Origin of the sequence: Klebsiella sp. CN_Kp113, assembly GCF_040064585.1 — a bacterium.
Taxonomy (GTDB): domain Bacteria; phylum Pseudomonadota; class Gammaproteobacteria; order Enterobacterales; family Enterobacteriaceae; genus Klebsiella; species Klebsiella michiganensis.
In genome coordinates, this window is record NZ_JBEAID010000021.1 from 1 (window position 1) to 26,144 (window position 26,144).

Consider the following 26,144-nt stretch of genomic DNA (forward strand, 5'->3'; position numbering starts at 1 on the left):
ACTTGTCGTCAAAATCGGTGTTGCAAAAACGGGAGTGACCATAGATTCCGTTTTCCAAGCGGCCCCCATATTGAATGGCTGACGGTACTGGATTTCGATGAGATAAAAATAGACCGTATTTTTATTGCCAATATTGATGACCCGGTGAAGCGAGCGCTACTTGTTTCTGTGGTGAAAGGGTTACGTGGTACTGGCAAACCACTGGTGTTTGAAGGGGTGGAAACGCCAGGACAGTTTGAATTCGCCTGTTCTCTTGGCCCCGGTTACCTAGTTCAGGGCTGGTATGCCGGAAAACCCGAAACAATATCTGCGATGAATATTCAGGGTTAAAACGATACGGGGCCCGGCCCGTATCGGCAACCCGACCCGTCAGCGTATCGCTTTCTGTCTGAAGCCGGTTCAGGTCGGATTCTATCTGCGCGATGCGGCGGGAGATTTATTCAGAACGACTGCCGAAGTTCATCCGGCGAAGCTTATCCAGCTGCGCCTGCAGATGGTCTATTTCGCGCTCCCGGTCGGCCTGCTTTTCCAGCAGGGCGCGGTTCAGCGCTTCCTGTTCGGACAGGCGCTGTTTCAGCAGAAGGATGTCGTCAGGGGGAGGTGTTGTTCATAAGCCCGCATTTTACCAGGCTTATTCAACGACAACCAGGATAAAGAGGCCTACAACATGGTCAGGGACGTAAGCAGTCTTTTAGGCTGCCGCCAGTCGATGCCTTCCAGAAGCATTGCCAGCTGCGCCGGGGTCAGGAACACTTTGCCATCGCGGGCAGAGGGCCAGGCGAAGCGGCCGCGTTCCAGCCGTTTGGTCAGCAGGCACAGCCCGTCGCCGGTGGACCACAGCAGTTTGACCTTACTGCCGCTGCGGCCCCGGAAGATGAAGACATGGCCGGACATCGGGTCATCTTTCAGCATCGTCTGCACCTTTGCGGCGAGACCATTGAAGCCGTTGCGCATGTCGGTGATACCGGCAACCAGCCAGATTTTGGTGCCTGTTGGCAGGTGGTTATCACTTCCTTTATCTGTCCTGTGATGATCCTTATGACTTCGCCAGACTACTTCACCACACACATGGGTCTGCCAGATACCGGTTCGGGATGGATTTCCGCTTCTACGCTGAACACCGTCTTTAGAAGCTCTGGTTTCATCACTGCTTCCGGAGCACCTTGCGCCATCACGCGACCGCTTGCCAGTACCACCAGATGATCGCAATAGCGGCTGGCCTGATTCAGATCGTGGAGTACCGTCACTACGGTTTTCCCCTGCCTTTTGAGTTCAACCATCAGGCGCATCAGTTCAACCTGATGATTGATATCGAGGTAGGTCGTAGGCTCATCAAGAAGAATGAGTGGGGTATCCTGTGCCAGCACCATCGCCAGAAACGCACGCTGGCGCTGGCCGCCGGAAAGCTGGGTTAACCTGCGGTCAGCCAGATTGCGCGTCCGGGTCTGACTCATTGCCACGTTGACCCGCTCGTTGTCTTCCGCGGAGAGTCGCCCCCACAACGACAGCCACGGGCTGCGGCCGTAGGAAACCAGTTCCCGTACAGTGATCCCCTCGGGGGATAAATGGTGTTGCGGCAGTAAAGCCAGGCGGCGAGCCAGCTGGCGGGCGGAAAAACCGGCTATGGGTTTTTCATCAAGCAATATCTCGCCAGAGTCTGGTGTTAACAGGCGAGAAAAACAGTTCAACAGCGTCGATTTCCCGCAACCGTTAGGGCCGAGCAGGGCCGTGATTTTTCCGGCAGGCAGGGCGAGAGAAAGTCCATCCAGCACGGTTTGTGCGCCATAGCTGACGGTCAGATTTTCAGTACGTAATCTCATTTATCGCATTCTCACAAGCAGCCAGACAAACCACGGTGCGCCGATAATGGCGGTCAGCACGCCTGCCGGAAGCTCCAGCGGCGGATGAATGATTCGTGCCAGCAGATCGGCAATGACCAGCAACAACGCGCCCGTCAGGGCCGAAACGGGCATCAGCCAGCGGTGACGCCCGCCGGCGATCCTGCGCACCATGTGCGGCACGACGAGACCAATAAAACTTATCGGGCCACAGACGGCCACGCCGGTTGCTGTCATCGCGACAGCCAGCATCAGCCCCTGGAACCGGGTGCGCTGAACCGACACGCCGAGCGTGGCTGCTCGTGCATCGCCCAGCGCCAGCAGGTCGAGATCGCGACAAAAGCGCAGGCTCAGCGGCAAAAACAGAATGAGCAACGGCACGGCAATCTTCACAAAGTGCCAGTCGCGCCCCCATAAGCTACCCGTCAGCCACAGCAGGGCACTGTTTACATCCTGCGGGTGCAGGAGCATCAGGTAATCCGTCAGGCTCGCCCAGCAGGCGGAAAGCGCCACGCCGGTGAGCGCCAGCTTCATCGGCTGGTGGGTCTTTGCCAGCATCTTCAGCAAGATCAACCCCGCCATACCGCCCGCAAAGGCCAGCAGCGGCAGCACCATCACGGATAGTGATGGCATAAGAAGCAGTGCTCCCACAGAGGCAAGGCTGGCGGCATGGTTAATGCCGAGAATATCCGGTGATGCTAGCGGGTTACGCACAATCCCCTGTACCAGCACGCCCGCCACGGCGAGGGCTGCACCGACAAACAGTGCCAGCAGCAAGCGCGGCAGTCGGTACTCCATCAATACATAATAATGCTCGCGTCCGTCCTGCCAGTCGGTCAGCAGCGCGCGCCACGGCACGGGGATCACCCCCATATGGAGTGATAACAGCGCACAGCCTGCCAGGGCAAGGGTGATGAAAATGACCAGCGCAATTTTCATCCTCGCCTCCTCACCAGCCAGACAAAGCAAGGACTGCCAATTAGCGCCAGCACTGCGCCTGCGGGCAGATCGCCGGGGAAGGCCAGCGCGCGTGCGAGTACATCTGCCATCAGCATCAGCGTGGCCCCCAGCAGCATGCTCACCGGCAGTACGTTGCGCTGATCGAAGCCTGCCCAGAAGCGCGCCAGATGTGGCACCAGCAGGCCGATAAACGCCACCGGACCTGCCACACTGACGCACGCGCCAACCAGAAGCAGCACTAACATATTGATGATCAAACGTAGTCTCGGCAGGTTCACTCCCAGCGTATGGGCGGTACTGTCGCTGACGTTGAGCAGGTTCAGTTGATTCGCCAGCAGCAACACGAAAGGGACTGCAGTGACCACCACCGGCAAGAGCTGCCAGACATCCTGCCAGTGGGCGTGGGACACTCCGCCTGCCAGCCAGTAAAAGATGCCGTAAGCATGATCTTCGGCCAGCAGCAGGGTGATGCGGGTCAGGGCCATACAAAAGGCCGACAGCGCGATACCCGCGAGGATCAGTTTGTTTCTGTCCTGGGTATGACGAAACCCGCCTCCTGCGGTCATGACCAGCAGCCAGCTCACGCCGCCCCCGCATGCCGCGATGAACGACAGGGAATAGCCTGCAACCGGCGTCGGACTCAGCGCGCTGGTAAGCGCCATAGCCAGCGCCGCGCCGCTGTTAATGCCGAGCAGTGAAGGAGAGGCCATTGGGTTGTGGGTCAGGGTTTGCAGCAGCGTGCCCGCGAGCGCCAGGCTTGCGCCGATCAGAACGGCGACCAAGCTTCGCGGCAAACGAAGGTTTTGCACCAGCGCTTCTGGTAGCGTTGGCGTGTGTCCAGGCAGCAGGGCGCGGATTGCGTCTGCTCCGGAAACAGGAATGGCCGAGTAGCAAAACAGACTCAGCCAGAAAATAATAATAAGTACTGCAACGGGAAGCCCCCACAGCAGCACCGGGTGTTTTAGCGCGGTCATTTCACATCGGTAAGCGGCTGATGGTGGAAGATTTTTACCGTGTCAGCGGCAATACGCTCTGCGGCAAAAATACCGCGCATCCGCGCCCAGGCGTTACTGTCGACTGAAGCAACCTGCTGCTTCTGCGCGGCGGTTAATATCTGCCAGAGCGGATCTTGTTGCCAGCGTTTAACAATGCTCTCTTCGCGATAGTGGGCAACCAGCAGCCAGGCAGGATTGACCGCCAGCAGTTGCTCCAGGCCGATGGACGGCATGGACGCGCCCGCCATCGCAGCGGGAACGTTCAGCCCCAGAGAAGCCAGCACGCTGCCGGTCCAGGTCTCCTGGGTATGCAGGTTGAATAGCTGTTCGCGTGATGTGCCAAAGGCCACGCGTGTCCCTGTGGGAAGCTGGCTGGCCCACTGCGCCATCTTCTCTTTATGTTGTTCCAGACGCGCCTGCATCTCTCGTTTTTTACCTACCACTTCGCCGATGATAGCCGCTGAGTGCAAATTTTCAGCGTAGGTTTCGTTGCGGGACTTAAGCAGCAGTACCGGCGCGATTTGCTGCAAGGCGGTGTAAATCCCCGCATGGCGACTGCTGTCGGCAATGATCAGGTCTGGTTTCAGGGCAGCAATGGCTTCCAGGCTCGGCTGCGCGCGCGTTCCGACGGACTGCCACGGTTTCAGGTGCGCACGCACTTCGGGCAGGATGCGTTTTGCATCGTTATCGTCGGCAATACCGATCGGGCTGACGTCCACGGCGGCCAGCGCATCGGCGAACGAGAGTTCCAGCACCACAATCCGTTGTGGCGTTTTATCGAGTGTAAACGTGCCGTGTTCGTCCTGAACCGTGGCGGCAAAGGCGTGGCCGATCACCAGCAGCAGGCCTGCAAAAATAAAACGGATAAATGCCAACATAGTCACATTCCAGCTAAAAGCCCGGCAAGCCGGGCGTTAACACATCAGAACTTCAACGACCCCTGCATATACAGCGTGCGCGGCTGGCCTGCGTAGATGCCTTTGTTGTTGTCGTCATAAGAGCGGATGAAGTAGTCCTGGTCGAAGATGTTTTTCACACCGAACGCCAGGTTCAGATCTGCCATCTGCGGGCCAAAGTCATACGCCACGCGTGCGCCCCAGAGCATGAAGCCGGGAATGCGGCCGGTACTGCCGTCGGCGCTCTCTTTCACCGTATTGGCGTTATCCGCAAACTGGCTGGACTGGAAATCGCTGTTCAGATTGAACGTCCAGTTGCCCGGCTTGTAGTCCACGCCCAGCGTGCCTTTATGTTTCGGGGAGAATGGCACCTGATTGCCATAGGTGTCGCCTTTCTCGCGGATTTCCGCGTTCACATACGCATAGCTGGCGTAGACGGAAACGTTATCAAGCGTTGGCGTTAGCGTACCCAGGTCGTAACGTGCCTGCGTTTCCAGCCCGGTATGGCGCGTTTTGCCACGTGCAGTGACGGTGTCGTTGGTCTGGTTGGAGTCGTACTGATTGTTAAAGTTAATCAGGAACAGCCCCATTTCCGCCGTCAGCGCGCCGTCGTCGTAGCGGGTACCGAGTTCCCAGGTTCGCGCTTTTTCCGGTTCCACATTGCCGCTTTGCACAGCCTTGCCAATCTGGCTGTACTGTACGGTGCCGAACGAGCCTTCAGTGTTTGCATAAAGATTCCAGCTGTCAGTCAGGTGATAGAGCACGTTCAACGCCGGAAGCGGTGCGTTATAGCTCACCTCTTCGTGCGTGCCTTTAATGGCGTTGTTCTGGTATGACTCGATATGTTCGAAACGCATACCCGGCGTGATGGTCCAGTTGCCGATGTCGATTTTGTCATCCAGATACCAGGCGTGCGCCTCGGTGCCGGAACGCGTGTCGCGGTCGTAAGGGCTTGAGCCGGACGGCAACTGCCCGCTGCTGGTGGCGGTGTAGTAACGCATTTCATGCGTTGATTCATTCACATAGCGATAGCCCACGCCCACTTCGTGCGCGGAAGGGCCGATCATAAAGCTCTGGCTGTAGCGTGGCTCAATACCGCGCACCCAGTAGTTACGCGGCGAGAGGGTGATGCGTTTGCCTTGCTCCAGGTAGCCGCTGCGCAGGGTTTGGGTGTAGAACCCCTGAATGTTGAATTTATGCTGGCTGTCCGGCTGGAACTGGTAGCCCAGGCTCGCCAGCTTGCGACGGCCCCAGAAGCGGTCATACGGGCGGGTGGATTGCCAGCGATCGGCGTCGTAATCCGCGCGGGACAGGCCGCCGGGCATGTCGGCTTCACCATCGTAATATTGCAGCAGGCTGTTGAAGGTGTGCACCTCATTCGGCGCATATTTGCTTTTCAGCATCAGGTCGTCGATGCGGGTGGCGCTGTGCTCGCGCCAGTCACTGCCGCGCGTGCCGGAGTAGAGCAGCGCGGTGCCAAAACCGTTGTCCGCTGTGCCGCCCACCATCAGGTTGTGCGTCTCTTTCGGATTGTTTTGTGAAGAGGTTGGGCTGAGCTGACCTTCCACCCCCGCCTCGATACCAAAGTCCTGCGGAATGGCGCGGGTAACAAAGTTCACCACGCCGCCCACGCTCTGCGGTCCGTAACGCACCGCACCACCACCGCGCACCACGTCAATGGCATCCATGTTGCCGAGCGAAACGGGAGCCAGTGAAAGCTGCGGCTGACCGTAAGGGGCAAAGGGGACGGGGATGCCGTCCATCAGGACGGTCGAGCGGCTGGCGAGGCGTGGGTTCAGGCCCCGGATGCCAAAGTTCATCGCCAGGTCGTGGCTGCCGGTGCCGTTGTTTTCCGGCGCGCTGACGCCAGGGATGCGGTTAAGCACCTCACGCATGGTGGTTGCGCCGGTTTTGGCGAAATCCTCACGGCGGATCACGTCACGCGCGCCAGCATGTTCAAATACGTCGTTTTCACGCGCATCGCCCAGCCAGTCGCCGACCACGGTCAGGGCATCTTCTTTTGGCGCGGGCGCGGGCTCCAGCGTCCAGCTGTTATTTCCCAGCGGTTTTACCTGCAGTCCGCTGCCGTCCAGCAGCTGTTGCAGGCCGCTCTCGACGTCGTAATCTCCGTGCAGACCGTTGCTCTGCTTGCCGCGCGTCAGGCTGGCGTCAACCGAGAGGGTAATTCCGCTGTGTGCGGCATACTGATTGAGCGCTTTGTCGAGCGATCCCGGTGCGATATCAACCTGTGCAGCAAAAGCGGAAAACGAGAGACCGGCCAGCGGCAGCAGGCTCAGGCGAATGGCGTTAACCAAAGGTGTTGTTTTACGAAAAACGCGTAACGGCGTCATACCTTCTCCATCATCATTTTTGTTGTGTTCAGCTATGAGTCGAACGAGAAGGGTAAAAAGGACAATCGAAATGAGAATTATTTTTCTTACAGCGGTGAAATGTTTATCCAGTACCGCGTAATAGACTGAATTTTAACGGGAAGCGTTTGAGCGATAACGTTCAGGATCGCATCGGTATTTTTCAGCGGGAACGTCCCGCTCAGGCGCAGCCCGGCAACGGCGGGATCGCAGCGCAGCACGCCGTTGCGGTAACGGCTTAGCGTGGCTATCACCTCACCCAGCGGTTTATCGCTGAAGCTCAGGATGCCCTTCGTCCAGCTTGTACTCTCGTCATCCAGCGGTTTCACTGCGCCAAACTCAGAGGCGCTGAACTGCAGGCTTTCACCAGCGTTCACGATGCGTTTTTGCGCGGGGGCACTGGCGAGAAGCACTTCCACGGCGTGCTGCTGCACGTCAAGCTGCGTGAAATTATCCTGCTGGCGGACGGTAAATTCTGTCCCTAAAGCGGTGAGTTGGCCCTGACGGGTCAGGACGCGGAAGGGGCGTTACTGCGCATCTTTCGCGGTAGTAATGGCGATTTCACCGTACCAGAGCCGGACGGTGCGCTGATGCGCATCAAAACGCACATCCGCCGCGCTTTGGGTATTCAGCGTGAGCAGGGAGCCATCTTCCAGTTGCTGACGGCTGACTGCGCCTTTGGCGGTGCGGTAATCTGCCCGCAGACCTTCGCCGGTTTCCGACTGCCAGAGTTGCCAGCCTCCGCCAGCGCCGAGCAACAGCAGTAATCCTTTCATCACGTGACGGCGGGTGAGGCGGGTATCGTGCAGCGCCCGGCTGGCAACGTCGCCAGGCACACCGCCAAGCTGGTTGCGCAGGTTTTCAACCTGCTGCCAGGCCCACTGGTTATCCTGATCCTGTTCATACCACTGTTGCCAGCGCGCTTCCTGTTGTGGGCTGACGCGCTCGCCGCTTAGCACGGCATACCAGTGGGAAGCTGAACGCAGCGCCTGACGGCGGGAATCGGTTAACGAAGGATTCATAACCCATGCTCCAGACGAAACAGCAGGCAGTGCTCGACGGCTTTCGCCACGTATTTTTTCACGGAGCTGACGGAAACACCGAGTTTGTGCGCAATCTCGCTGTATGTCAGGCCATCCAGTTGCGAAAGCAGAAACGCTTCACGTGTTTTTCCGTTTAGCCCGTCCAGCATGCTGTCGACGAGTTGTAGGGTCTCGAGCTGGCTTTCGCGTTCCTCAGGTGAAGGCGCTACCCCCTCCGGCATAAGCGCCAGCATCTCCAGATACGCTTTTTCCAGCGCGTTTCGGCGAAACAGGTCCACCATCACGCGTTTGGCGATAGAGCACAGGAAAGAGCGAGGATCGCGGATCGTCGAGAGCGTTTCGCTGCTCATTACCCGCAAAAAAGTGTCCTGGGCAATGTCATCTGCATCAAAGGCAGACTGGAGTTTGCGCGTCAGCCAACTTTTCAACCAGCCGTGATGGGTGCCATAAAGCGATTCGAACGTTAAGGAAGCTGTGGTAGTGGCACGGTCAGACATGCGGAGTGCATCAAAAGTTAATTATCACGTAGCCATATTAATATGAGAATGGTTATCATTACAATTGGAAATAAAATTGTTTCCAATAAACATTATTAACATGTTGTTTTTCTAAGTGTTATAAGGTAGGTATAAAATGGGATGGATCCTCTGCTTCTGGCATCTGTCGGTCAGAATGACATCATGATGTGGTCTGCTATTATTGACATCCTCCCCGCCCTTTAGGGCGGGGAGGATGTCAACTATGAGTGTTGCCTGAAATGTCGCCAGCCCCCGGTACAGCAGAAGTATCTCGGGCTTTCTGCGTTTGCTCCTGGTGGGTATGGCCCCCGCAAGCGGGGGTTATTGCTAACTGTCGTTTCAACAAAAAGTAACTTTTTTCACTTTGCCCCTCAGTACAAATTAGGGGCTTGCCGCGGATGTACCATGCCTGAATATCTTCGAGTGATGATTTGGTGCGGCTTTGTTGAATAAATCAGATTTCGGGTTCCACCTGACTGACCTGCTGCCAGAGCGGGGCGTGATGCTCCGGAACGGTCTGCCAGCCGGATGCAGCCGAACAGAGACGGTGCGATGCCATCTGCTGCTCATTATTTTCTTATCAAGGCGCAGCACAGGAGTCATTCGGCATGCTTATATATTAGCTGCAATAATATTATGCTCAGGACCATAGGGGAAATGAGTTATGTTCTCTGCTGCCATTTCGGTTACGACCAGGATATCGTGTTCGCGGTAACCACCGTGCCCCGGCATGCTCTCCGGCAGCATGATCATCGGCTCCATCGAGACAACCATTCCTGGTGCCAAAACGGTCTCAATATCCTCGCGCAATTCTAAACCGGCTTCACGACCATAATAGTGACTCAGTACGCCGAACGAATGACCATAACCAAAGGTCCGGTACTGCAGAAGACCATGCTCGCGATAAATTTCATTAAGCGAGGCGGCAATGTCGCAACAACGTGTGCCTGGACGGATTAACTCCTGCCCACGGCGGTGCACTTCGCAGTTGATCTCCCAGCAACGTAGTTGCTCATCGCTGGGCTGACCGAAGAACAGTGTTCGTTCCAGCGCGGTATAGTAGCCGGCAATCATTGGAAAACAGTTCAGCGATAAAATATCGCCAGCCTTGAGACGACGGGATGTCACCGGATGGTGTGCTCCATCAGTATTCAAGCCAGACTGAAACCACGTCCAGGTATCACGCAATTCAACATGCGGCAGGCGTTTCGCGATTTCCCGGGTCATCGCTGACGTGGCCGCCAGTGCGATTTCATACTCGGGAACATTTTCGGCAATCGCCTCGATACATGCCGCACCCCCGAGGTCGGCGACCTGGGCACCAAATTTAATAAGCGCGATCTCTTCGGCAGACTTAATCATGCGCATACGCATCGTCGCCGGGGCAATATCAACAAACTCTGTCTGGGTTAAGTAATGACAAAATTTAGCACGCTGTTCGATCGTCACATGGTCGCCTTCAAGGGCAATCCGCCGGCTATCATCAGGAACCACTTTGCGCACTGCCCGGTAATAGTTATCACGCTGCCAATCCGTGTAAACGATATTTGCACCGTAGCTACGACGCCATCCCTGGCCGCCATCGATATTGGTGGTAATTAAAAATGACTGGCTCGGCGTCACCACCAGGGCATACTGGCGTCCAAAGCTACAATATAAAAAATCGCCGTAATAATTAATATTATGAACCGAGGTTAAAATAACTGCATCAATACTATCTGCCTCCATGATGGCGCGTAATCCTGACAGTCGGCGCTGCATTTCATGGGTGCTGAACGTTCCTTTTACTTTTTGTCCATTAGCTAATTCAATAATATCTGGCATGCTCATGATAAACTCCGTTGTTGATAATGGCGTGTTGTCATCATCTGGAAAACGATATCTTGCGACAAACGGAGATTATTAATTTGTCGTCATTAGCTGGCCTTATGCAGTGTATATTCACTGAGGATTTGCTTGCGTTCTGCAATATGACGCGCGGTTTCCTCCGTCAGCCAGTTGATCAACGCCTGAACGCGTGGCCGTTTCTCATTATTACGCGGACAGGTTAACCACACCTGTCCGTCTTCGACGATATCTGTAAAAGGGCGTATCAGTGCGCCATTGCGAACCTCCGTTGCACACAAAGAGTGACGACTTAAGGCGATCCCTTGTCCGGCGCAGGCGGCCTGGAGCACGAGGTCGGCACGGGAAAAGCCGGTTCCAGCCTCAACATCCAGGTCATAGAGCCCGAGGCGGGCAAAATAAGATCGCCAGTGGGTGCTATAGGCATTTTGCGGCATGGAATCATGTAGTAAGCGTAAACCGCAGAGATCGCTGTAATTTTTCAGAGGTCGGTTTTTCATCAAATCCGGGCTGATCACAGGATAGATCACATCATTGAACAGGTGTCGTTGAATTAAATTTTTATCGTCAACCCAAAAAGGAGTAATGGCGATATCGACTGCGTCAGATTTAAAATTGGCGGGTGTCATATCGGCATCAATTTCCAGACTGACAGGGTACTGCTCATAAAACTGATGTAATCGGGGAAGCAGCCATTTGGTTGCAAAGGACGGCATAACCCGAATCTTTATGGTGCCCTCAAGAGTTTCTTCACCGGTTTGGTGCAGCGTGGTTTCAAGGATGGAAAATGCCTGACGCACCCCGATAAACAGCTGTTCACCCTGTGGGGTTAAGCGTAACCCTGCGGGAGTCCGGTGAAAGACAAGATAGCCAAGATGTTGTTCAAGTAATTGAATTTTCTGGCTTACCGCACTCTGAGTAAGAAAAAGTTCCTGCGCGGCACGGGTAAAACTAAGATTACGCGCCGCGGCATCAAAGTAGCGCAAACCGTCCAGGGACGGCAAACCTGGTTTAGGTTGCATCATCGGTTTCTCTGTTGCTAAATAACCTGCAATAAGCACTATTCATGCCAAAGGCACCATTAGCCGTGCTAATAGTTATCAGTTAGAAACCACCGTTTGTCGCCGCTAAGAGAATGAATAAATATTATCAGCGTCATTCAAATTCGCGGAGAAATCTCATGAAAAATAAACTGTGGCTGTTACTGTCAATGTCTGTCATACAACTTTCACCATTAATGATACCCACTGCCCAGGCTGATTTGCTGGATGATATTAAGCAAAAAAAAGAAATAGTGATTGCCACAGAAGCGCGCTATGCCCCTTTTGAAATGCTTGAAGATGGCAAAATAGTCGGTCTGGGAAAAGATATTCTCACGGAAGTCATGAAGGGATTACCCGGGGTGAAAGTGGTTCAGCTGGATATTCCATTTCAGGGGATTTTACCCGGACTGGAAAGCAAACGATTCGACTTTGTGGCAACCTCTTTAACCATCACCCGCGATCGTGAAGCTAAATTCGCCTTTACCGCTCCCTTTTCTGACGCCAGCGTAGCCATTCTGAAACGCAAAGGGGATAGCCGTATTAACAGCGCCAAAGATCTCCAGGGCATGATTGTCGCCAGTCAGGCCGGGGCGCCGCAGATTGCTGTGCTAAAAGAGTATGAAGCATCGGTACTTAAACCCACCACCGGTCACGGCGTTAAAGAAATAAAAGCCTTTATTGATTATAACGAAGCTTACGCGGCATTGGCGGCACATCGTGTTGACGCGGTTGTGCAATCGCTGCCGAACCTCGCGCCGTTGGTGAAGACACGTGGTGATACGTTTGAAATTGTACGCCCGCCGTTTGGCCCGGCCACCTGGTATGCATGGGCCGGAAGAAAAGATGCGGATAGCGCCTCACTGGTCAAATTTGTCAGCGACGGCATTGTGCAGTTGAATAAATCGGGAAAACTGGCGCAGCTACAAACCAAATGGCTGGGTTTTTCTATGGCCGTTCCAGAGCAAGTTCCAACCCCGGCAAACTAATTTGATGGATACTGGAGGGCAATATGTTTGATATTTCGGTGGTGTTTCCCTATTTCCCTCAGCTATTAATCGGCGTGCTCAGTACTCTGGCTGTATCACTGAGCGCAATTGTCACAGGATTGATCCTCGGTTGGTTAATTTGTCTGGGATTAAATTCTCAGCAGCGTCTCGTGCGCTGTTTTTGCAAAATCTATGTCAGTTTTTACCGTGGCACGCCGTTACTGGTCCAGTTGATATTAATATTTTATGCTTTGCCGGCCGTGGGGATCACGCTTTCGCCATTGCTGGCGGCGGTTATTGCCCTCTCATTAAATACCGCGGCCTTTCAGGGGGAGATTCTTCGGGCCGGTTTTAACATGTTACCCAAAGGCCAGCTGGAGGCAGCACGAGATTTTGGCTTTTCAGCGGCGCAAACCCTGTTTTATATTCAGATGCCGCAGGTGTTGCGTACCATGATGCCGGCATTGATTAATGAAACCATTGATATTATCAAAAATTCGGCACTGGTCTCGGTGGTGGCGGTCCATGAGTTGATGAGAGTGACGCAAACGTTGGCCTCAACCACCTATCGGCCGCTGGAGTTTTATACGGCATGTGGGCTCCTTTATTTCCTGACCTCATGGGGGCTGAGTATCGCTGGCGTCAGGTTAGAGAAAAACCGCTCATCTTCGGCTAAAAGGGTATTAGCAAAATGAATGTTGAGATACTTTTTACCTATAAAGATGCCATCGCCGCCGGTATTTTAATGACCCTAAAAATGAGCCTCGGCGGTATCCTGCTGGGGCTGGCGATCGGTCTGTGTTTTTTTCTCCTCGAAAGACAAAAACCAGCGCTACTTAATGTGATATACCATACATGGATTAATGTTTTTCGCGGCACGCCGTTACTGGTACAGCTATTTTTAGTCTTTTATGGTGGGCCCTATATTGGTATTAACCTCGAGGCCCAACAGGTCGGAGTACTGTGCCTGGGCTGTTATGGTTCCGCTTATTTTTCGGAAATATTCCGTGCAGGTCGCAATGCTGTCTCTGGCGGACAAAGCGAAGCGGCGGCAGACCTTGGTTTAAGTCCGTGGCAAATATTTACTTTCATTGTCTGGCCGCAAATGTTCGCGAGAATTATCCAGCCACTGATTGGTCAGAGCGTTATTCTGGTAAAAGAGTCGTCGGTGCTGTCGATTATTACGGTTGGTGAACTCACCAATACCGCCATGGCCATTGCCAACCAGACCTATGCGATGGTTGAAATCTACTCCTTAATGGCCATTGTCTATTGGGGAATCGCGATCGGTATCTCCCGTTTGGGTAATAAAATAGAGCGTCATTATTCTTATTCTCAATTAAGCCGAGGTTAATAGTATGCGTGATTATGCTATTGAGATTAACAGCCTCAATAAATATTATGGCGAAAACCATGTTTTACGTGGCATCAATGTCAGCATTACTCCCGGAGAAGTCATTTGCGTGATTGGCGGCTCAGGGTCGGGTAAATCCACGCTGTTACGCTGCATTAACTTTTTGGAGGATTACAGCTCCGGCAGCATTGTGGTGAATGGCGAGTGCGTCGGCTATGAACCACTCAGCGGCGAAAAACGCCGGCGTTTAAGCGACAAGGAAAACCGTAAGGCGTTACGCGACGTCTGTATGGTCTTTCAGCAGTTTAATCTGTGGCCGCATATGACGGTACTCGATAACGTAGCCACGCCGTTGCGACGGGTTAAAAAGGTCTCCCGTGAAGCAGCCTATGCCGAAGCGAAAAAGCAGCTGGCGCGGGTTGGTCTGGCAGACAAAGCCGATAGCTGGCCCGCGATGCTATCCGGTGGTCAGCAGCAGCGCGTTGCCATCGCCCGGGCATTGACCATGAAACCCGCCATTATGTTGTTCGATGAACCGACTTCAGCGCTTGATCCGGAGCTGGTCGGGGAGGTGCTAAAGGTCATCCGAAATCTTGCCGATGATGGTATGACCATGATGATTGTGACCCATGAGATGGGGTTTGCCGCAAAAGTCTCCGATCGTGTGCTGTTTCTTGCCGATGGCTGCATTGAAGAGCAGGGACCGCCGGCGCAACTGTTCCATCGGCCGAAAAGCCCGCGGCTGCAGTATTTTTTGTCGTCGTGGAGTGAGCGTCAGTCGGGGACGAGATTACCTGAAACGGCATTTCAGGAGTCAGCATGAAGCAGGGGATTATATTTGGCGCCCTGGCTGGCGCATGCTGGGGATTCATCTTCCTGCCACCGGTACTGCTACCCGAGATCTCACCACTGCTGTTAACCTGCGGTCGCTTTGCTACCTATGGAATACTGGCGGCAATATTACTTATACCTCAATGGCGCAACATTGCCCGCGTCTGGCATCATCGCGATCTGCTGACGCTGATCCGTCTTTCGCTGATGAGCAATGTCCTCTATTTTCTGCTCGTCGCGGTGGCCGTAAAGCAGGTAGGTATTGCCGCGACATCGTTAGTGATAGGTTTAATTCCGGTGATGGTTCCGGTGCTTGGTCGCAGGGACCAGCATGCGCCGCCCTTCAGGCAATTATTGCTGCCGATGGCGGCTATCATTGCCGGAGTGGTGCTGATTAATCTGCATGCGCTACAAACATCCTCGCACCAAGTTACAGAAGGAAAACGGCAGATGCTGGGGATGCTTTGTGCCTTCGCTGCATTACTGTGCTGGAGCCGTTACGCTGTCGAGAACTCCCGCTGTCTGAAAAACCTCCCTTACAACAGCAACCAGTGGTCGCTCCTGATAGGCCTGTGTACGGGATGTATTTCGGTACTGCTGTGGCTCATCGCCAGTATATTCAGGTTTTCTGCAGTTGACTTGTCGTTACCGGAACACACTCAAACGCTCTTTTGGATAACGAACATGATGTTAGCCGTGGTCTCCTCATGGCTGGGATATCTGGCGTGGAATCTCTGTTCCCGGCGTCTTCCGGTATCACTGACAGGGCAGATGGTGGTTTTTGAAACCCTTTTCGCGCTGCTATATGGTTTTATCTATTCACAGCGCATTCCGGATCTGCAGGAAACTGCCGCCATTTTACTGTTGCTGGGCGGGGTTCTGGTCACGGTACATTACCATCAGCTCAGCCGTCGTGGCTACGCAGGTAATAGTCCGGAAGTCAAGGGTAGCTGATGATGGCTTAATCAGATTCGCGTACATGTACAGAATGTATACTGCACAAATTCACTTAACAAATCATTCAGCGCTCTCCGTACAGACAGCGAAGTCCGGTCAGGGCCCCGTCCAAAGAACCCTCTTCACATTTCGTGGTGAATTCCCGGACCAGTGTCTCAAACGCCTCAGCCGTCAAGAAAATTCACAGCCAGCCCCGGTATCCAGTTGCTGCACATGCAGTGAAAGACCACACGGTCGTGGCCTTTACAGAAACTACCTCTGATTTACCGGGATGGTTGCAGCGTAGGCCCGCAGGGGAGCATCAACATTACTGACGAGCGCTTCCGCCACTTCCGTCAGTGTCTGGGTAGCCCCGAGCCGGGCGTCCTCCACAGTGTAGCAGTGCATGGAGCAGGTTCCTTCCCGGAAGCGGAACCCCAGGCCGAGTACATTGTTGAGAAAAACAACGGGGGCGCCATAGCCCGGATCAGGCACCAGAATGTGACCATTACAGAACGGCAACTCAAACTGATCGAACTCGCCTGCCGGCAGCGCCTGCGTATTCTCTGTGCGAAGGGTCAGCAGCACCTGACTGTGTCCTTTCTGGACGCTTTCATCCTGAAACACTGCAACCCGGCTGTAAACGCCCACCGCATGCGCCTCGCTGAGACCATTCGCCGGCGCCTTGCCCATGACTCCGCGCAGCTGGTTGATCTGCTGATAATAATCCTGCCGACGATACCAGGCTCCCCAGAAACGCGCGATACTGGCCCAGAAGGCTTCAATCGTCTGTTCATCACGACCGGCGACATCGCAGAACAGGGCAAAATACAGCGCAGTCCCGCCGTAGAACTGCTGTCCCCGTGGCAGAACCTGGCTGGTTCGCATGCGGAGGTACTGTGCATTACGCAGCAAAATCCGGGTCAGATCATCTTCTGTACGGATGGAAAGCAGGTCGCGGTAGGCCGCTTCAAACTGAGGGGGCTACATCAAGGTGATTACACTGCCCTTCAATTTCTACCAGCTGATCGGCAAGCAATTGCTGAGTGTTTGCGCTGAAAGTGCCGGTCAGTTCAATTCCCGGATGGTAAGTTTTCTCGCTTCTTCCAGCGGAAGCGCTCTGGAGTAATACCAGCCCTGAGCATAACTCTGTGGCCAGAACGTCTTCAGATAGTTCACCTGCTCCTGAGTCTCTACACCCTCAAACACAATCTTATCTGCAATGGAGCGGAACATCTCATGCAGTCCGGGAAGAAGATCATATCGTAAAGATTCAGTACCAATAGCACTAGTTAGCGATTTGTCTATTTTTATTTCATCTACATCAAGCGCAGCTACCAGATTAAGATTAGAATATCCTGTCCCAAAGTCATCGATGGCAAACCTGACACCATGATTTTTATATTTATCAATGTGAATTTTCATACCTTCAAAATCCCCTCCTTGACGCTCCGTAATTTCAAGAAGGATTGTTTTATATGGGATATTATATTCAGAAATTAATCCTAGTAGTTTATCCCTGAATTTTTCTGAGTCAAGATCGCTTGGATTAATGTTTACGCTCAAAAATATTTCATTCTGAATAGCAGTATGGATAAATTCTCGGATAGCATGGTCAATGACGAATAAAGTCACATCCTCCTGCAACCCTTCCCTTTCAGAAAGCGGTATAAATACTTCAGGGCTAATATTCCCGAGTCTTTCATCTTTCCATCTGAGCAAGGCCTCAAATCCGCAGATCTGTCCGTCTTCAATTCTGTAAATAGGTTGATAGACCAGCGACAGGGCTTCATTTTTCAAAGCCTTTACAAACCTTGCAGATAGTGAACTATTGAGTTCTGCTCTGTTCATAATGAGAATATAAATCATTAAACCGGAAAGTAGTGACACTGTTACTAATAACATTTGTATGCTCCAGTGCTCTGAAAATATCCCCGTAAAATACCCACCTCCTGCAACACAGAGATCATAATGTAGGCTACATGCCCTAAACACTATAAACCTTAGTGGAACGCTATCATGCCGATCAAGAAGAGGAGCATCAGGTCCTATATTGAAGTAATGCCTGTCATGCTTACTATTTCCGACAACAGCGCTAAAGTTTTTTGAATACATATCAGTTTCGAATCGTCTGAAGACAAATGGTGATAGGGTCACCATAATACCTTCAGAAATATATCCATTGACGGATATATCATCCATAAGCTTAATACCAAAAAGCCACACTCCTTCCCGCGAAGGCCATTTTTTATCAAAATGTTCCAGACTTAAGGTGGGACGTAAACTCCCCCACAGAGCACTACAGGCTAATTCTCCTTTTATGATGTAGCCAACATCTTTAATCAACGGATAGGGCCATACTACAACCCGAAGATGTAGGATATTTTCATTAGTACATGGACTGTCTCCTATATTCACATGTGACTTTGCAGCAGTCTTGACAGATTCAGTCTGAACTAGGAGCGATTCAGAGCGAACAAGCACATCGGAAGTATAGTCTTTAATTTTATCCCGAAAAATCAGGTAAGCTACGCTCTCAGATAATACAAAAAAAAATATACCAGCTGAAAGAATCGATAAAGAGAGGACTGATAGATTATGTATCCACTTTCCAGGGCTAATCAAACGTTCCAGCTTACGACTAACCATGCAGATCTCCCCTCAAATTGTAAAGATATAAAGCTATATTTTCGCCAACTTCACTGACCGATTAGCTGGCACTGAACATACTATTCCAGTATACCTATTCTTGCCTTACTCATCACGGGTATGAATCAAATAATGTGACATGGTTCGGATAGATACTGGTTATGATTTACAGAGATAATTCATGCGTTATTAATAGCCTTGTGAAGGCTCCAGATTTATTGCGCAACTTTTAAGCAATGCATGTAATGCGGTTTTCTACTCGCTATTATAGAACGAATATTGATTTTTTGCTGGGCGATCGCCCCCTAAGGTGTGCATCAAAACAAAGGTACTCTTTTTTTTAAAAAAAACAGAGTAAAATGTTGTGTGGTGCCGGCATTACAAAACGAAAGATTATGTTATAATCGGGTTATTATTGATAATGTTTCGCATTACAATGTGTAACCAGATATCTGCTTTTGGGTGGAGATAGCTTAAGATGGATAAAAAATATGATTTTTCGCTCAGCTATGAAGCCTTGACACGAGTATGTGAAAATGCAATATGTGAACATATTCGCAGAGCAGGTTCTCTGGAAGGGTTAGGTTTCGCACTTGAATATACCAAGGCCTATGCCATCCTGGAAGTATGGTCTCTGCTGGCAGCTACTGGCGATACATTTCCAGCTCTCATTGAGAAAGACAGAATATATCTGTTGCAGCTAATTTCCGGGAAAAATAATATAGAGCTACATTAGATCATATATTATTTGGCAGATCTTCTCAGTTTTTACTTAACGCACGTCAGAATCAGTGAAGTGAGGAAAAGAAAATTTGTTGTGCAATAATAATGATCACAACATAACAGTCCAGGAAAACATCCGCAGCCCCTGAGACGACAATAACGCTTTGTGCTGACAACCTTAGTGCGCTTAACAAAGATTATGTTAAATAAAATAATAAACGACATAAAAATCAATATGTTGACGCAGTGGCCTGCTACTTTCCCACTCCAGCAACCAGTCATGGAAGCTTTAGAAACAGAGTCCTCTCATGAGTTTGTGATGCCTTAAATCCATGGTGAGCATAGAAACCTTTGGCTTCTTCAGTAAGCGCATGAACCATTATCGCACGAACGCCAATGTTCTCAGCTACGCGATAACATCGTAGAACTGCATCGTGGAGTAAATCGGCACCAACCCCTTTTCCGTGCAATGAGACATCTACCGCCAGGCGAGCGAGTATAATCACCGGTATAGGATCTGGCATGTTACGCCGAAGACTGCCTGTAGCTTCCGTATGGTTAACGCTACCGGTGGCCAAAGAGTAAAAACCAGCTACTTTCTTCGTACCCTTCTTGCAAACAACGAACGTTCGGGCAGCGCCAAGAGCTTGATTTTTTAAACCTCTCTGTTTTAGCCATTCATCGAGGACTGTCTCTCCACTGACGAACTCAGCCAGCTGATGAGCGCTGGATAACGGCTCGGGCGCGGTTATACGTCCCACTGAGGTTTCCTTGCCAGTAGTTTATTAATGGCGGAATCATCCTCGACTGGTGCATCGAGCATATCGATGAACTCTGCATACTGTTCGTCGTTAAAATTGAAAACACGGCGATCAAGGATCACATTCTCCGCAGCCTTGCAGGCCATCTCCAGGATAAAGTCGGTTCGCGATTTATGAAGGATCTCTGCAGCGGCATCGATGAGTGCTCTCTGAGACTCTTTAGCTCTTAGGTTGAGTTGAACATCTGATTTCATACACACCTCTCCTGTATAGCAATTGGTATACAAGAATAACACAACACGAACGTATAGCAAATGCTACACACCTCAAAGTATCGATAATGCGTTTTATGTTAAATATCAAACACTTAATGTAAAATTAGAGCTATTCTTCTGCAATGACCTGCTCACTATCACTGCCGGCACGGCTTCAGTCGGGATAGATGGATTCTTTTCTGACATTAATGCCATGAAGGCAAACACGGTTTTTGTCAGGCAAATGGATACCCATCAGGCGAAGAATAAAGCCGCGCCACCCCCGGTTAACCTGACGGTTATAGTCATACAGGTCTGCATTTTCTTTTGTAAGCTTTGACCATTCATGCATGAGTGTTAGTGCATCGAGCTCGGTGATGTGCTTCACTTCATCGCCGATACGTACTGTGTTAATGCCTCTTCCCGTCATGATGATCCCCTCCGGCAATATCAGTTTCAGATTAACGCTGTTGTGATGATGATTTAACTACACACTAAAGGCAATCTAACGTTTAATCATACCTCTGATAATAAAGAACATCATGGTTAATGAAAACACAATCAGAAGCCAGCCAAAGGGTTTGGCATCAAAAACAGTAGTGATGCAATCATTAGTACAGGTAACCACCTTCGGGGTGACAATAGAAATTCCCCATCCAAGAATAACTACCATAGTGCCTGCTACTGCGGCTAAGAAAAAAGTGGTGAAGAATGCGCATCCGACTACCAGTAACAATCCAATCAGTTCAAATATCATATTCATGATTGCGCTCCAGGTGAGATAACTGCGAACAGACTGATGCCGGCTGTATTATTTAACATATTTCCAGACGCCTGCAGGTATTTTGTCATAAAACTTCCCCATTGCCATTTCCGCCAGCCGGTGATCAACCGCAGCATTGAAATGCTCAAGCTCATCATCTGACAGAGAATATTTATTTTTTTCTATTACCCTTTCCAGGGTTTCCTTCGATGTACAGCGCCGTAGTCGTAAAATCCATTCTTGTTTGGTCATTAGTTTTTTATATCCTGAGGCTTCCATGGTATTTAATTTTACAAATAACGCAAATTTCTTTCAGGCGTTATGGCCCGTGCCGTTCTGCGTAAGATAATCACTGATGCTCAGACCGGACAAGCGTATGTTATCCGAAATCTCCCTGAACTGCTCCTCCCACCCGTCCTGCAGCTCCCTGATTGCCGCGATCTGGAAAGCAACACTGAAAGGCGTTCTGCCCAGTTTCTCGGAAAGCCAGAACAGATGCTTGCCAATCTCTTCGTCCGGTACCGAATCGAGCGCATCACTCAGTAAGGTTTTTTCGTCTTCCTGCCAGGGATGACCGGCTCGCGGAAAACGCGGATCAGGCTGGCGGTCTTTTTTCTCCCTTTTTTCCCGTCTGGCAACGGTCGGCGCATCGCCTTTTTTCAAGCCGACGCGCGCTTTCATGGCGCCGATAGCGGCGACGGCCAGTACCAGCGTTTCACGCTCCTGGCGCGTGAGCAGGCTGTCATCGCAAATCAGGGTGTTCAGGTTATCGATCAGCTTATTCAGCCCGGGTTCAGTGACTTTCATTTTATGCTCATATTCCTTGTGTGGTGGCGATCAGTCCCGGCTCTCATTCACCTGGACGGTGACCGGCAGGCCTGCATCAAAACAGGTCTGATACCAGCTGGCCACCTGCAGGGGATCGCCCTCTTTTATCCGGCGTATGCCGCCGGCATCCGTCAGCTGCAGGCAGGTGGTACCGTCCAGACGGATCACGTAGGCCGCTTCCCGCAGGGAGTAATGACCGTCACCCAGCTGCAACTCCACCGCGTCACCGGCAGCCGTCTGGCGTAACGGCAGACGCCGGACGTCTGTCAGTCGTTGTCGTGCCGTTTCAGCCTCGCGTTCTGCCTGGAAGAGCGGTTCTGCAATGCCGCGACCGGCCTCCGTCAGCTCTACGGCCAGCTGCAGGTTCGGGGCGCGCAGGGTGCGCAGCCAGCCCGCGGCTTCCATGCGCCGGCAGGAGGCGCGCAGGTTTGGCCCGTACACCGGGGCATCCCCGCCCTGCTCCAGCACCCGCTCGATATCCCGCGTCGCCACCGGCCCCGGACGTTTCGCATCGAGGGCGGCCAGCACAATCAGCACCCGCCGCTGCAGCGGCGATGGTCGGCGCGCCTGAGTCATTGCTTGTCCGCCTCCGGCCAGATGAGTTTTCTGAGGCGCAGGTGATCGGCGTCTATGAGCTCTTGCCTCTTTATGGCATTCACTGAGGCATAGCCATTTATGGCCAGTTCATACCAATAGCTCAGCACGGCACCGGCCTTGGCTGACTCGCTGATGTAAATCGCGCCCTGGCTGTCCAGATTGCATTCACGGATACGCTCTTCCGCTATCCGGGTCAGCTGCTCATAGCTGAGTGAAAAATTCACTTCCTTCTCATCCATCCTGCTCGCTCCGTCTGAACATGTCCGGTTAGGTTAAAAATCATATCATGTATGATTTCTTACTAATAATTCAAATATCATATCAGATATTATTGTGTGTTTAATGCTAAATATCACATTCAGTATGATTTTATGTGTTTGGTTTGATTATCATATCCTTTGCGCGTTTCCCGCCGCGCAGATCCGGTTTCTGGCTAAGTCGGATCTCCAGACTGCAGCAGGGCTGTTTTGAAAAAATGCCGGAGATGGAAGCAGCGTAGTAAGCTGATTTAATGATGTAAGAATAAATCTTACATTAAGATATGGAGGGGTTATGGCTCGTACGATGACGGTGGACGTGGGTGATGAGCTGCATGAAAAGCAGGCTGAATCCAGACTTCAGGAACTGCGCGATCTGCTGGCCGAAGGGATCAGCAGCGGCGAGGCGAAACCATGGAACAAGAATGCATTCCTGAGGAATGTCAGGGCCAGGGTGGCAAATGAAAGAGATTGAGCTGACACCCAAAGCAGAAGAGGATCTGGAGGCCATCTGGGACTTCAGCTTCAGACAGATCGGGGTTGTTCAGGCGGATGCATAGATCGGTCGTATAGCTGCAGTATTTGATGTGCTGGCCATGCATGATATCGGCACGCATTGTGCAGAGCTGGGAGACGATATCTGCACACTGCCGGTAGAACCGGCATACGATCTATTTTGTATCATCACATTCTATGGTTACGGTCATTCGTATTCTCAGCCAGTCTCAGGATACGGCGCGACATGCACCCTGGAGATGACCGGGGAACAGGATTCTCAAACAATATAAGTTAATTGTGAGGTCGACATGACCAAAAAAAACATTGTGTATGGACTCTTTCATTATTATTCATTTCGCTTATAAAAAAAACGCTCCCGGACGGGAGCGTAAGCCAGTGACTTCGGCGTCAAATGAGGGTCTGACAAGTGGAGCTGCGGGTTAATTCTGGGTGATCTGGCTGCGATGCTTTTCCGCCTGTTGCTGATGAATAACGGAAGACTGGCCATTATTCGCCTTCTCATGCACAACAGCGGCTTTCTCATGCTCGCTCATTTCGGAAAATGGCTTAGCAGTTTCTTGGGTGTTCTCAGGTTTGGCTTTCATCATTTTTTTATGCATTTCAGCCATGTCCTGATGGGCGGCAGAATTGCCGTTTTGCATCATTTCATGGGACATTGCGGCCTGATCGTGACCGCTCATATCCATCATTTTCATGCTCTCCCCCTGAACTGCACTTTTTTCAGCGGATGATTGCATCTGATGGGCAGGCGCCTGGGCATTATTTACCTGGTCATGCATGTTCATTGTCTCTGCAGCCCAGGCAGATGAAGCGACAGCCATCATGGCAATAAAGGATACAAGGATCTTTTTCATGGTTGGGTCTCCGGTGTTTTCATACCCGAACAATCAATGCTTATAACAGAGAAAGCATTTGATCTCAGGGCTGGTTGATCATCACGCCAGGAACCGGGCGATTGAATTATCACGCTGTCCTGATTTATGGCTGATTATAAAAAACCGCCTCTGTTTATCGCGTGACTGAACGATGACATTTTTGTCACCTTCCGGGTTTCTCCTGAATAACGGTATTAATCCATTAACAGACGCACACTGAACACAATTTCCCGCCCCTGCTGTTCTGCTGACAGCTCGCCGCCGTGAGCATGAATGATCGACCTTGTAATTGATAATCCCAGCCCCGCGCCTTCCGTGTTGTAGAACCTTGATGAGTCTGCGCGATAGAACCGGTCAAACAAACGTTCCAGATTAGCGGGAACCTGGCCGGACATCGTATTCGTAATCATCACGTTCACACAGTCACTGTCACGCTCAAGGTGTATCGCTGTACAGGTGTTATCGGGAGAATACTTGATTGCATTGGAAAGCAGGTTACTGAAAGCACGTCGGAGCATATCGCTGTCTCCGGCAACAACGCCCTCTCCTTCAACCGTGATTGTCTTTCCTGTTTCGTCTGCCAGGGGCTCGAACAACTCACGTAATTCATTCAGTTCGGCTGCCAGATCCACATCATGTTTATCCAGCCGCAGCAGACCATGCTCTGAACGTGCCAGAAAAAGCATGTCACTGGTCATTCGTGACAACCTTTTCAGTTCTTCCAGGTTAGCGAATAAAATTTCGCGGTAATGCGAAACATCCCTTTCCTTAGCCAGTGCAAACTGCGTCTGCATCATCAGATTACTGACTGGTGTGCGCAGCTCATGCGCGATGTCAGACGAGAAATCTGACAGTTTCCGGAATGCCCCCTCCAGGCGATCAAACATATTATTGAACTCCTGCATGGTCTCAGAGATTTCCGGCGGAGCCAGATCGGGATTTAGACGCTGATCCAGGCTGTGTACGGTCATGGAGGAAGCCAGACTGGTCATTTCCCGTAGCGGTTTCAGACCAATACGTGTGGTCAGCCAGCCCAGAAAAACAGAAATAAAGACCAGACCGATATTGAACCAGAACAGCCAGGTACTGAGTTTGTCCATAAACAGGGTGTGATACCCAGTATCCGTGGCAACCGTAATGATGACATGTTTGCTTTTACCCTGTTCCGGCGTCACGGCAACCCGCCGCGAGATACTGCGGTACACGGTGTTATTTTCTTCCGTCTGGATCATATAGTCGAGAATATCACCCGACTTATTAAGCAGGACCGCTGGAACAACAGAATTTTTGGCATAGAGTTCAACAATTTTTTCATTTTCCATGTTTTTTATAGAAATGAATAAGCCATTGTGCCCCACCATCGCATCGTTTATTTTTTCTGATAATGACTTAATATCCGTTTTGTTCCTGAACGTCTCTGTTTTAAGAAACTCTTCGGTGAGCTGAAGTTTACCTGTCAGAAAATCGCGGTCCTGATTATCGAAATAGCCATTCAGGGTGCTAATCAGGATAAAACTTGATAACCACCATACCGTAAGCATCACCGCAGAAAAAATCAGGCTCAGGCGTGTGGTCAGGGAAATTTTGAACCTCACTCTTCTCTGATCTCCAGGACATATCCGGCACCGCGAACGGTATGGATCAGTTTTGGCTCAAAGTCATCATCAATTTTACTTCTCAGACGTCTCACGGCGACATCAATCACATTCGTATCACTGTCAAAATTCATGTTCCAGACCAGGGACGAGATAAGACTCCTGGGTAACACTTCTCCGGTGCGTTGCAGCAGCAACTCAAGCAGAACGTATTCTTTACCGGTGAGATGGATCTTCTTCCCCGAACGGATCACGGTCCGGCGCACCATATCAACGGTCATATCGGCGATGGTGCAGACTGTTGCGGCCTGCGAGCGTGCCCGGCGCAGTAGGGTTCTTACACGTGCAACCAGCTCCGTAAAATCAAAGGGCTTAATCAGGTAGTCATCTGCGCCAAGCTCCAGTCCTTTCACTTTGTCCCGCACGTTGTCCTTTGCGGTTAAAAACAGGACCGGTTCTTCGTGCCCGGACTCCCTCAGTGCGCTGATGATTTGCCACCCGTCGAGGAAAGGCAGCATCACGTCCAGTATTATCAAATCATACTGTCCCTTCGACGCGGCCCCGAGACCATCGCGGCCATTATTAAAGAGATCGGCCTGATAGCCTTCCTCAACCAGTCCCTGCTGCAGGTAACGACCTGTTTTTTGTTCGTCTTCAACGATTAAAATACGCTGCATGGTCAACTCGCTGATATGAAAGTAAAAATCTC

31 protein-coding genes and 6 pseudogenes are annotated in these 26,144 nt (G+C 51.5%); 11 read left to right on the top strand and 26 right to left on the bottom strand.

Annotated elements, in window-relative coordinates:
- A partial coding sequence (locus ABLV30_RS13035) for an EAL domain-containing protein (RefSeq protein ID WP_348865607.1) occupies window positions 1–330 on the top strand: 330 nt, incomplete at its 5' end.
- A gap of 28 nt (window positions 331–358) precedes the next feature.
- Here the strand turns inward: ABLV30_RS13035 and ABLV30_RS13040 are convergent.
- The 9 genes and pseudogenes from ABLV30_RS13040 to fecI all read right to left on the bottom strand — a co-directional run.
- A pseudogene (locus ABLV30_RS13040) lies at window positions 359–611 on the bottom strand (IS66 family transposase); the annotation flags it as partial.
- Window positions 612–660: 49 nt separating this feature from the next.
- Window positions 661–954 carry an IS66 family insertion sequence element accessory protein TnpB gene (gene tnpB, locus ABLV30_RS13045; RefSeq protein ID WP_004118251.1) on the bottom strand — a complete coding sequence of 98 codons (294 nt, stop codon included), beginning with the start codon at window positions 952–954 and terminating at the stop codon, window positions 661–663.
- A 98-nt stretch (window positions 955–1,052) separates the two neighbouring features.
- Complete coding sequence (fecE, locus tag ABLV30_RS13050) at window positions 1,053–1,820, bottom strand: Fe(3+) dicitrate ABC transporter ATP-binding protein FecE (protein ID WP_004152282.1); 768 nt, start codon at window positions 1,818–1,820, stop codon at window positions 1,053–1,055.
- The gene (fecD, locus tag ABLV30_RS13055) at window positions 1,821–2,777 is read right to left on the bottom strand and encodes a Fe(3+) dicitrate ABC transporter permease subunit FecD (protein ID WP_004118246.1); all 957 of its coding nucleotides are present in this window, start codon (window positions 2,775–2,777) and stop codon (window positions 1,821–1,823) included.
- On the bottom strand, window positions 2,774–3,772 hold the full coding sequence (gene fecC, locus ABLV30_RS13060) for an iron-dicitrate ABC transporter permease FecC (RefSeq protein WP_196565410.1): 999 nt from the start codon (window positions 3,770–3,772) through the stop codon (window positions 2,774–2,776). Before fecC ends, fecD begins: the two co-directional genes overlap by 4 nt.
- Window positions 3,769–4,671, bottom strand: coding sequence for a Fe(3+) dicitrate ABC transporter substrate-binding protein FecB (gene fecB / locus ABLV30_RS13065; protein WP_004182127.1), 903 nt, complete (start codon window positions 4,669–4,671; stop codon window positions 3,769–3,771). The genes fecC and fecB overlap by 4 nt, the downstream gene beginning before the upstream one ends.
- Window positions 4,672–4,715: 44 nt before the next feature.
- Window positions 4,716–7,040, bottom strand: a complete 2,325-nt coding sequence (gene fecA / locus ABLV30_RS13070; RefSeq protein WP_020325014.1) for a TonB-dependent Fe(3+) dicitrate receptor FecA — start codon at window positions 7,038–7,040, stop codon at window positions 4,716–4,718.
- A gap of 86 nt (window positions 7,041–7,126) precedes the next feature.
- Window positions 7,127–8,080 (bottom strand): annotated as a pseudogene (gene fecR, locus ABLV30_RS13075) (ferric citrate uptake sigma factor regulator FecR).
- Entirely contained in the window at window positions 8,077–8,598 is a 522-nt protein-coding gene (gene fecI / locus ABLV30_RS13080; RefSeq protein ID WP_020325012.1) for an RNA polymerase sigma factor FecI, read from the bottom strand. The pseudogene fecR and the gene fecI overlap by 4 nt, the downstream one beginning before the upstream one ends.
- A 136-nt stretch (window positions 8,599–8,734) precedes the next feature.
- On the opposite strand from fecI, the pseudogene ABLV30_RS13085 reads away from it, so the two are divergent.
- Window positions 8,735–8,804, top strand: a pseudogene (locus tag ABLV30_RS13085) (hypothetical protein).
- A gap of 427 nt (window positions 8,805–9,231) precedes the next feature.
- Here the strand turns inward: ABLV30_RS13085 and ABLV30_RS13090 are convergent.
- Both ABLV30_RS13090 and ABLV30_RS13095 read right to left on the bottom strand, forming a co-directional pair.
- Complete coding sequence (locus ABLV30_RS13090; protein WP_004206589.1) at window positions 9,232–10,449, bottom strand: aminopeptidase P family protein; 1,218 nt, start codon at window positions 10,447–10,449, stop codon at window positions 9,232–9,234.
- Window positions 10,450–10,535: 86 nt separating this feature from the next.
- Window positions 10,536–11,489, bottom strand: a complete 954-nt coding sequence (locus ABLV30_RS13095; RefSeq protein ID WP_064380650.1) for a LysR substrate-binding domain-containing protein — start codon at window positions 11,487–11,489, stop codon at window positions 10,536–10,538.
- A gap of 155 nt (window positions 11,490–11,644) precedes the next feature.
- Between ABLV30_RS13095 and ABLV30_RS13100 the strand changes: the two genes are divergently transcribed.
- From ABLV30_RS13100 to ABLV30_RS13120, 5 genes are read left to right on the top strand one after another with little or no spacing between them, the layout of a single operon-like run.
- Window positions 11,645–12,493, top strand: coding sequence for a transporter substrate-binding domain-containing protein (locus tag ABLV30_RS13100; RefSeq protein ID WP_004206591.1), 849 nt, complete (start codon window positions 11,645–11,647; stop codon window positions 12,491–12,493).
- 23 nt (window positions 12,494–12,516) lie between these two features.
- Entirely contained in the window at window positions 12,517–13,188 is a 672-nt protein-coding gene (locus ABLV30_RS13105) for an amino acid ABC transporter permease (RefSeq protein ID WP_102803959.1), read from the top strand.
- Window positions 13,185–13,847: an amino acid ABC transporter permease gene (locus ABLV30_RS13110; protein WP_004206593.1), complete on the top strand. Its 663-nt coding sequence runs from the start codon at window positions 13,185–13,187 to the stop codon at window positions 13,845–13,847. The genes ABLV30_RS13105 and ABLV30_RS13110 overlap by 4 nt, the downstream gene beginning before the upstream one ends.
- A gap of 4 nt (window positions 13,848–13,851) precedes the next feature.
- On the top strand, window positions 13,852–14,670 hold the full coding sequence (locus tag ABLV30_RS13115) for an amino acid ABC transporter ATP-binding protein (protein ID WP_004206594.1): 819 nt from the start codon (window positions 13,852–13,854) through the stop codon (window positions 14,668–14,670).
- Window positions 14,667–15,632 carry a DMT family transporter gene (locus tag ABLV30_RS13120; protein WP_004118146.1) on the top strand — a complete coding sequence of 322 codons (966 nt, stop codon included), beginning with the start codon at window positions 14,667–14,669 and terminating at the stop codon, window positions 15,630–15,632. The genes ABLV30_RS13115 and ABLV30_RS13120 overlap by 4 nt, the downstream gene beginning before the upstream one ends.
- 67 nt (window positions 15,633–15,699) lie before the next feature.
- On the opposite strand, the pseudogene ABLV30_RS13125 reads toward ABLV30_RS13120, so the two are convergent.
- The 4 genes and pseudogenes from ABLV30_RS13125 to ABLV30_RS13140 form a co-directional block, all read right to left on the bottom strand.
- Window positions 15,700–15,828 (bottom strand): annotated as a pseudogene (locus ABLV30_RS13125) (transcriptional regulator); the annotation flags it as partial.
- A gap of 59 nt (window positions 15,829–15,887) precedes the next feature.
- A complete protein-coding gene (locus ABLV30_RS13130) occupies window positions 15,888–16,502 on the bottom strand; it encodes a hypothetical protein (protein WP_102803963.1) in 615 nt (204 codons plus the stop codon).
- A 180-nt stretch (window positions 16,503–16,682) separates the two neighbouring features.
- Window positions 16,683–17,519, bottom strand: coding sequence for an EAL domain-containing protein (locus tag ABLV30_RS13135; RefSeq protein WP_224326244.1), 837 nt, complete (start codon window positions 17,517–17,519; stop codon window positions 16,683–16,685).
- A gap of 15 nt (window positions 17,520–17,534) precedes the next feature.
- Window positions 17,535–18,263: pseudogene (locus tag ABLV30_RS13140) on the bottom strand (CSS-motif domain-containing protein); the annotation flags it as partial.
- A gap of 478 nt (window positions 18,264–18,741) precedes the next feature.
- Between ABLV30_RS13140 and ABLV30_RS13145 the strand changes: the two are divergent.
- Window positions 18,742–18,999: a hypothetical protein gene (locus ABLV30_RS13145; protein ID WP_023292103.1), complete on the top strand. Its 258-nt coding sequence runs from the start codon at window positions 18,742–18,744 to the stop codon at window positions 18,997–18,999.
- A 265-nt stretch (window positions 19,000–19,264) separates the two neighbouring features.
- On the opposite strand, the gene ABLV30_RS13150 is transcribed toward ABLV30_RS13145, so the two are convergent.
- The 8 genes from ABLV30_RS13150 to ABLV30_RS13185 form a co-directional block, all read right to left on the bottom strand.
- Window positions 19,265–19,747: a GNAT family N-acetyltransferase gene (locus ABLV30_RS13150; RefSeq protein WP_004098919.1), complete on the bottom strand. Its 483-nt coding sequence runs from the start codon at window positions 19,745–19,747 to the stop codon at window positions 19,265–19,267.
- Window positions 19,735–20,001, bottom strand: coding sequence for a DUF1778 domain-containing protein (locus ABLV30_RS13155; RefSeq protein ID WP_032415032.1), 267 nt, complete (start codon window positions 19,999–20,001; stop codon window positions 19,735–19,737). Before ABLV30_RS13155 ends, ABLV30_RS13150 begins: the two co-directional genes overlap by 13 nt.
- Before the next feature lie 175 nt (window positions 20,002–20,176).
- The gene (locus ABLV30_RS13160) at window positions 20,177–20,431 is read right to left on the bottom strand and encodes a hypothetical protein (protein ID WP_016528790.1); all 255 of its coding nucleotides are present in this window, start codon (window positions 20,429–20,431) and stop codon (window positions 20,177–20,179) included.
- 75 nt (window positions 20,432–20,506) lie between these two features.
- A complete protein-coding gene (locus tag ABLV30_RS13165; RefSeq protein WP_004098928.1) occupies window positions 20,507–20,764 on the bottom strand; it encodes a hypothetical protein in 258 nt (85 codons plus the stop codon).
- Between the two features lie 48 nt (window positions 20,765–20,812).
- Window positions 20,813–21,016: an HHA domain-containing protein gene (locus ABLV30_RS13170; RefSeq protein ID WP_004150739.1), complete on the bottom strand. Its 204-nt coding sequence runs from the start codon at window positions 21,014–21,016 to the stop codon at window positions 20,813–20,815.
- Between the two features lie 60 nt (window positions 21,017–21,076).
- The gene (locus tag ABLV30_RS13175; RefSeq protein ID WP_016528789.1) at window positions 21,077–21,571 is read right to left on the bottom strand and encodes a hypothetical protein; all 495 of its coding nucleotides are present in this window, start codon (window positions 21,569–21,571) and stop codon (window positions 21,077–21,079) included.
- Between the two features lie 30 nt (window positions 21,572–21,601).
- Complete coding sequence (locus tag ABLV30_RS13180; RefSeq protein ID WP_009654312.1) at window positions 21,602–22,168, bottom strand: hypothetical protein; 567 nt, start codon at window positions 22,166–22,168, stop codon at window positions 21,602–21,604.
- Window positions 22,165–22,428 (bottom strand): hypothetical protein, encoded by a 264-nt coding sequence (locus ABLV30_RS13185; protein ID WP_004118691.1) that lies wholly within the window; start codon window positions 22,426–22,428, stop codon window positions 22,165–22,167. Before ABLV30_RS13185 ends, ABLV30_RS13180 begins: the two co-directional genes overlap by 4 nt.
- Window positions 22,429–22,741: 313 nt before the next feature.
- Here ABLV30_RS13185 and ABLV30_RS13190 point away from each other — a divergent pair, with 313 nt between their 5' ends.
- The 3 genes and pseudogenes from ABLV30_RS13190 to ABLV30_RS13200 all read left to right on the top strand — a co-directional run bounded on the left by ABLV30_RS13190 (window position 22,742) and on the right by ABLV30_RS13200 (window position 23,205).
- Window positions 22,742–22,921: a type II toxin-antitoxin system ParD family antitoxin gene (locus ABLV30_RS13190; protein WP_004118349.1), complete on the top strand. Its 180-nt coding sequence runs from the start codon at window positions 22,742–22,744 to the stop codon at window positions 22,919–22,921.
- Window positions 22,887–23,006, top strand: coding sequence for a type II toxin-antitoxin system RelE/ParE family toxin (locus ABLV30_RS13195; RefSeq protein WP_009654306.1), 120 nt, complete (start codon window positions 22,887–22,889; stop codon window positions 23,004–23,006). The genes ABLV30_RS13190 and ABLV30_RS13195 overlap by 35 nt, the downstream gene beginning before the upstream one ends.
- A gap of 36 nt (window positions 23,007–23,042) precedes the next feature.
- Window positions 23,043–23,205, top strand: a pseudogene (locus ABLV30_RS13200) (type II toxin-antitoxin system RelE/ParE family toxin).
- 179 nt (window positions 23,206–23,384) lie between these two features.
- Here ABLV30_RS13200 and ABLV30_RS13205 read toward each other — a convergent pair.
- From ABLV30_RS13205 to pcoR, 3 genes are all read right to left on the bottom strand, one after another.
- Window positions 23,385–23,819 carry a hypothetical protein gene (locus tag ABLV30_RS13205; protein ID WP_004118347.1) on the bottom strand — a complete coding sequence of 145 codons (435 nt, stop codon included), beginning with the start codon at window positions 23,817–23,819 and terminating at the stop codon, window positions 23,385–23,387.
- A gap of 215 nt (window positions 23,820–24,034) precedes the next feature.
- The gene (gene pcoS / locus ABLV30_RS13210) at window positions 24,035–25,435 is read right to left on the bottom strand and encodes a copper resistance membrane spanning protein PcoS (RefSeq protein ID WP_002436614.1); all 1,401 of its coding nucleotides are present in this window, start codon (window positions 25,433–25,435) and stop codon (window positions 24,035–24,037) included.
- On the bottom strand, window positions 25,432–26,112 hold the full coding sequence (gene pcoR, locus ABLV30_RS13215) for a copper response regulator transcription factor PcoR (RefSeq protein WP_001188930.1): 681 nt from the start codon (window positions 26,110–26,112) through the stop codon (window positions 25,432–25,434). The genes pcoS and pcoR overlap by 4 nt, the downstream gene beginning before the upstream one ends.
- Window positions 26,113–26,144 lie beyond the last annotated feature (32 nt).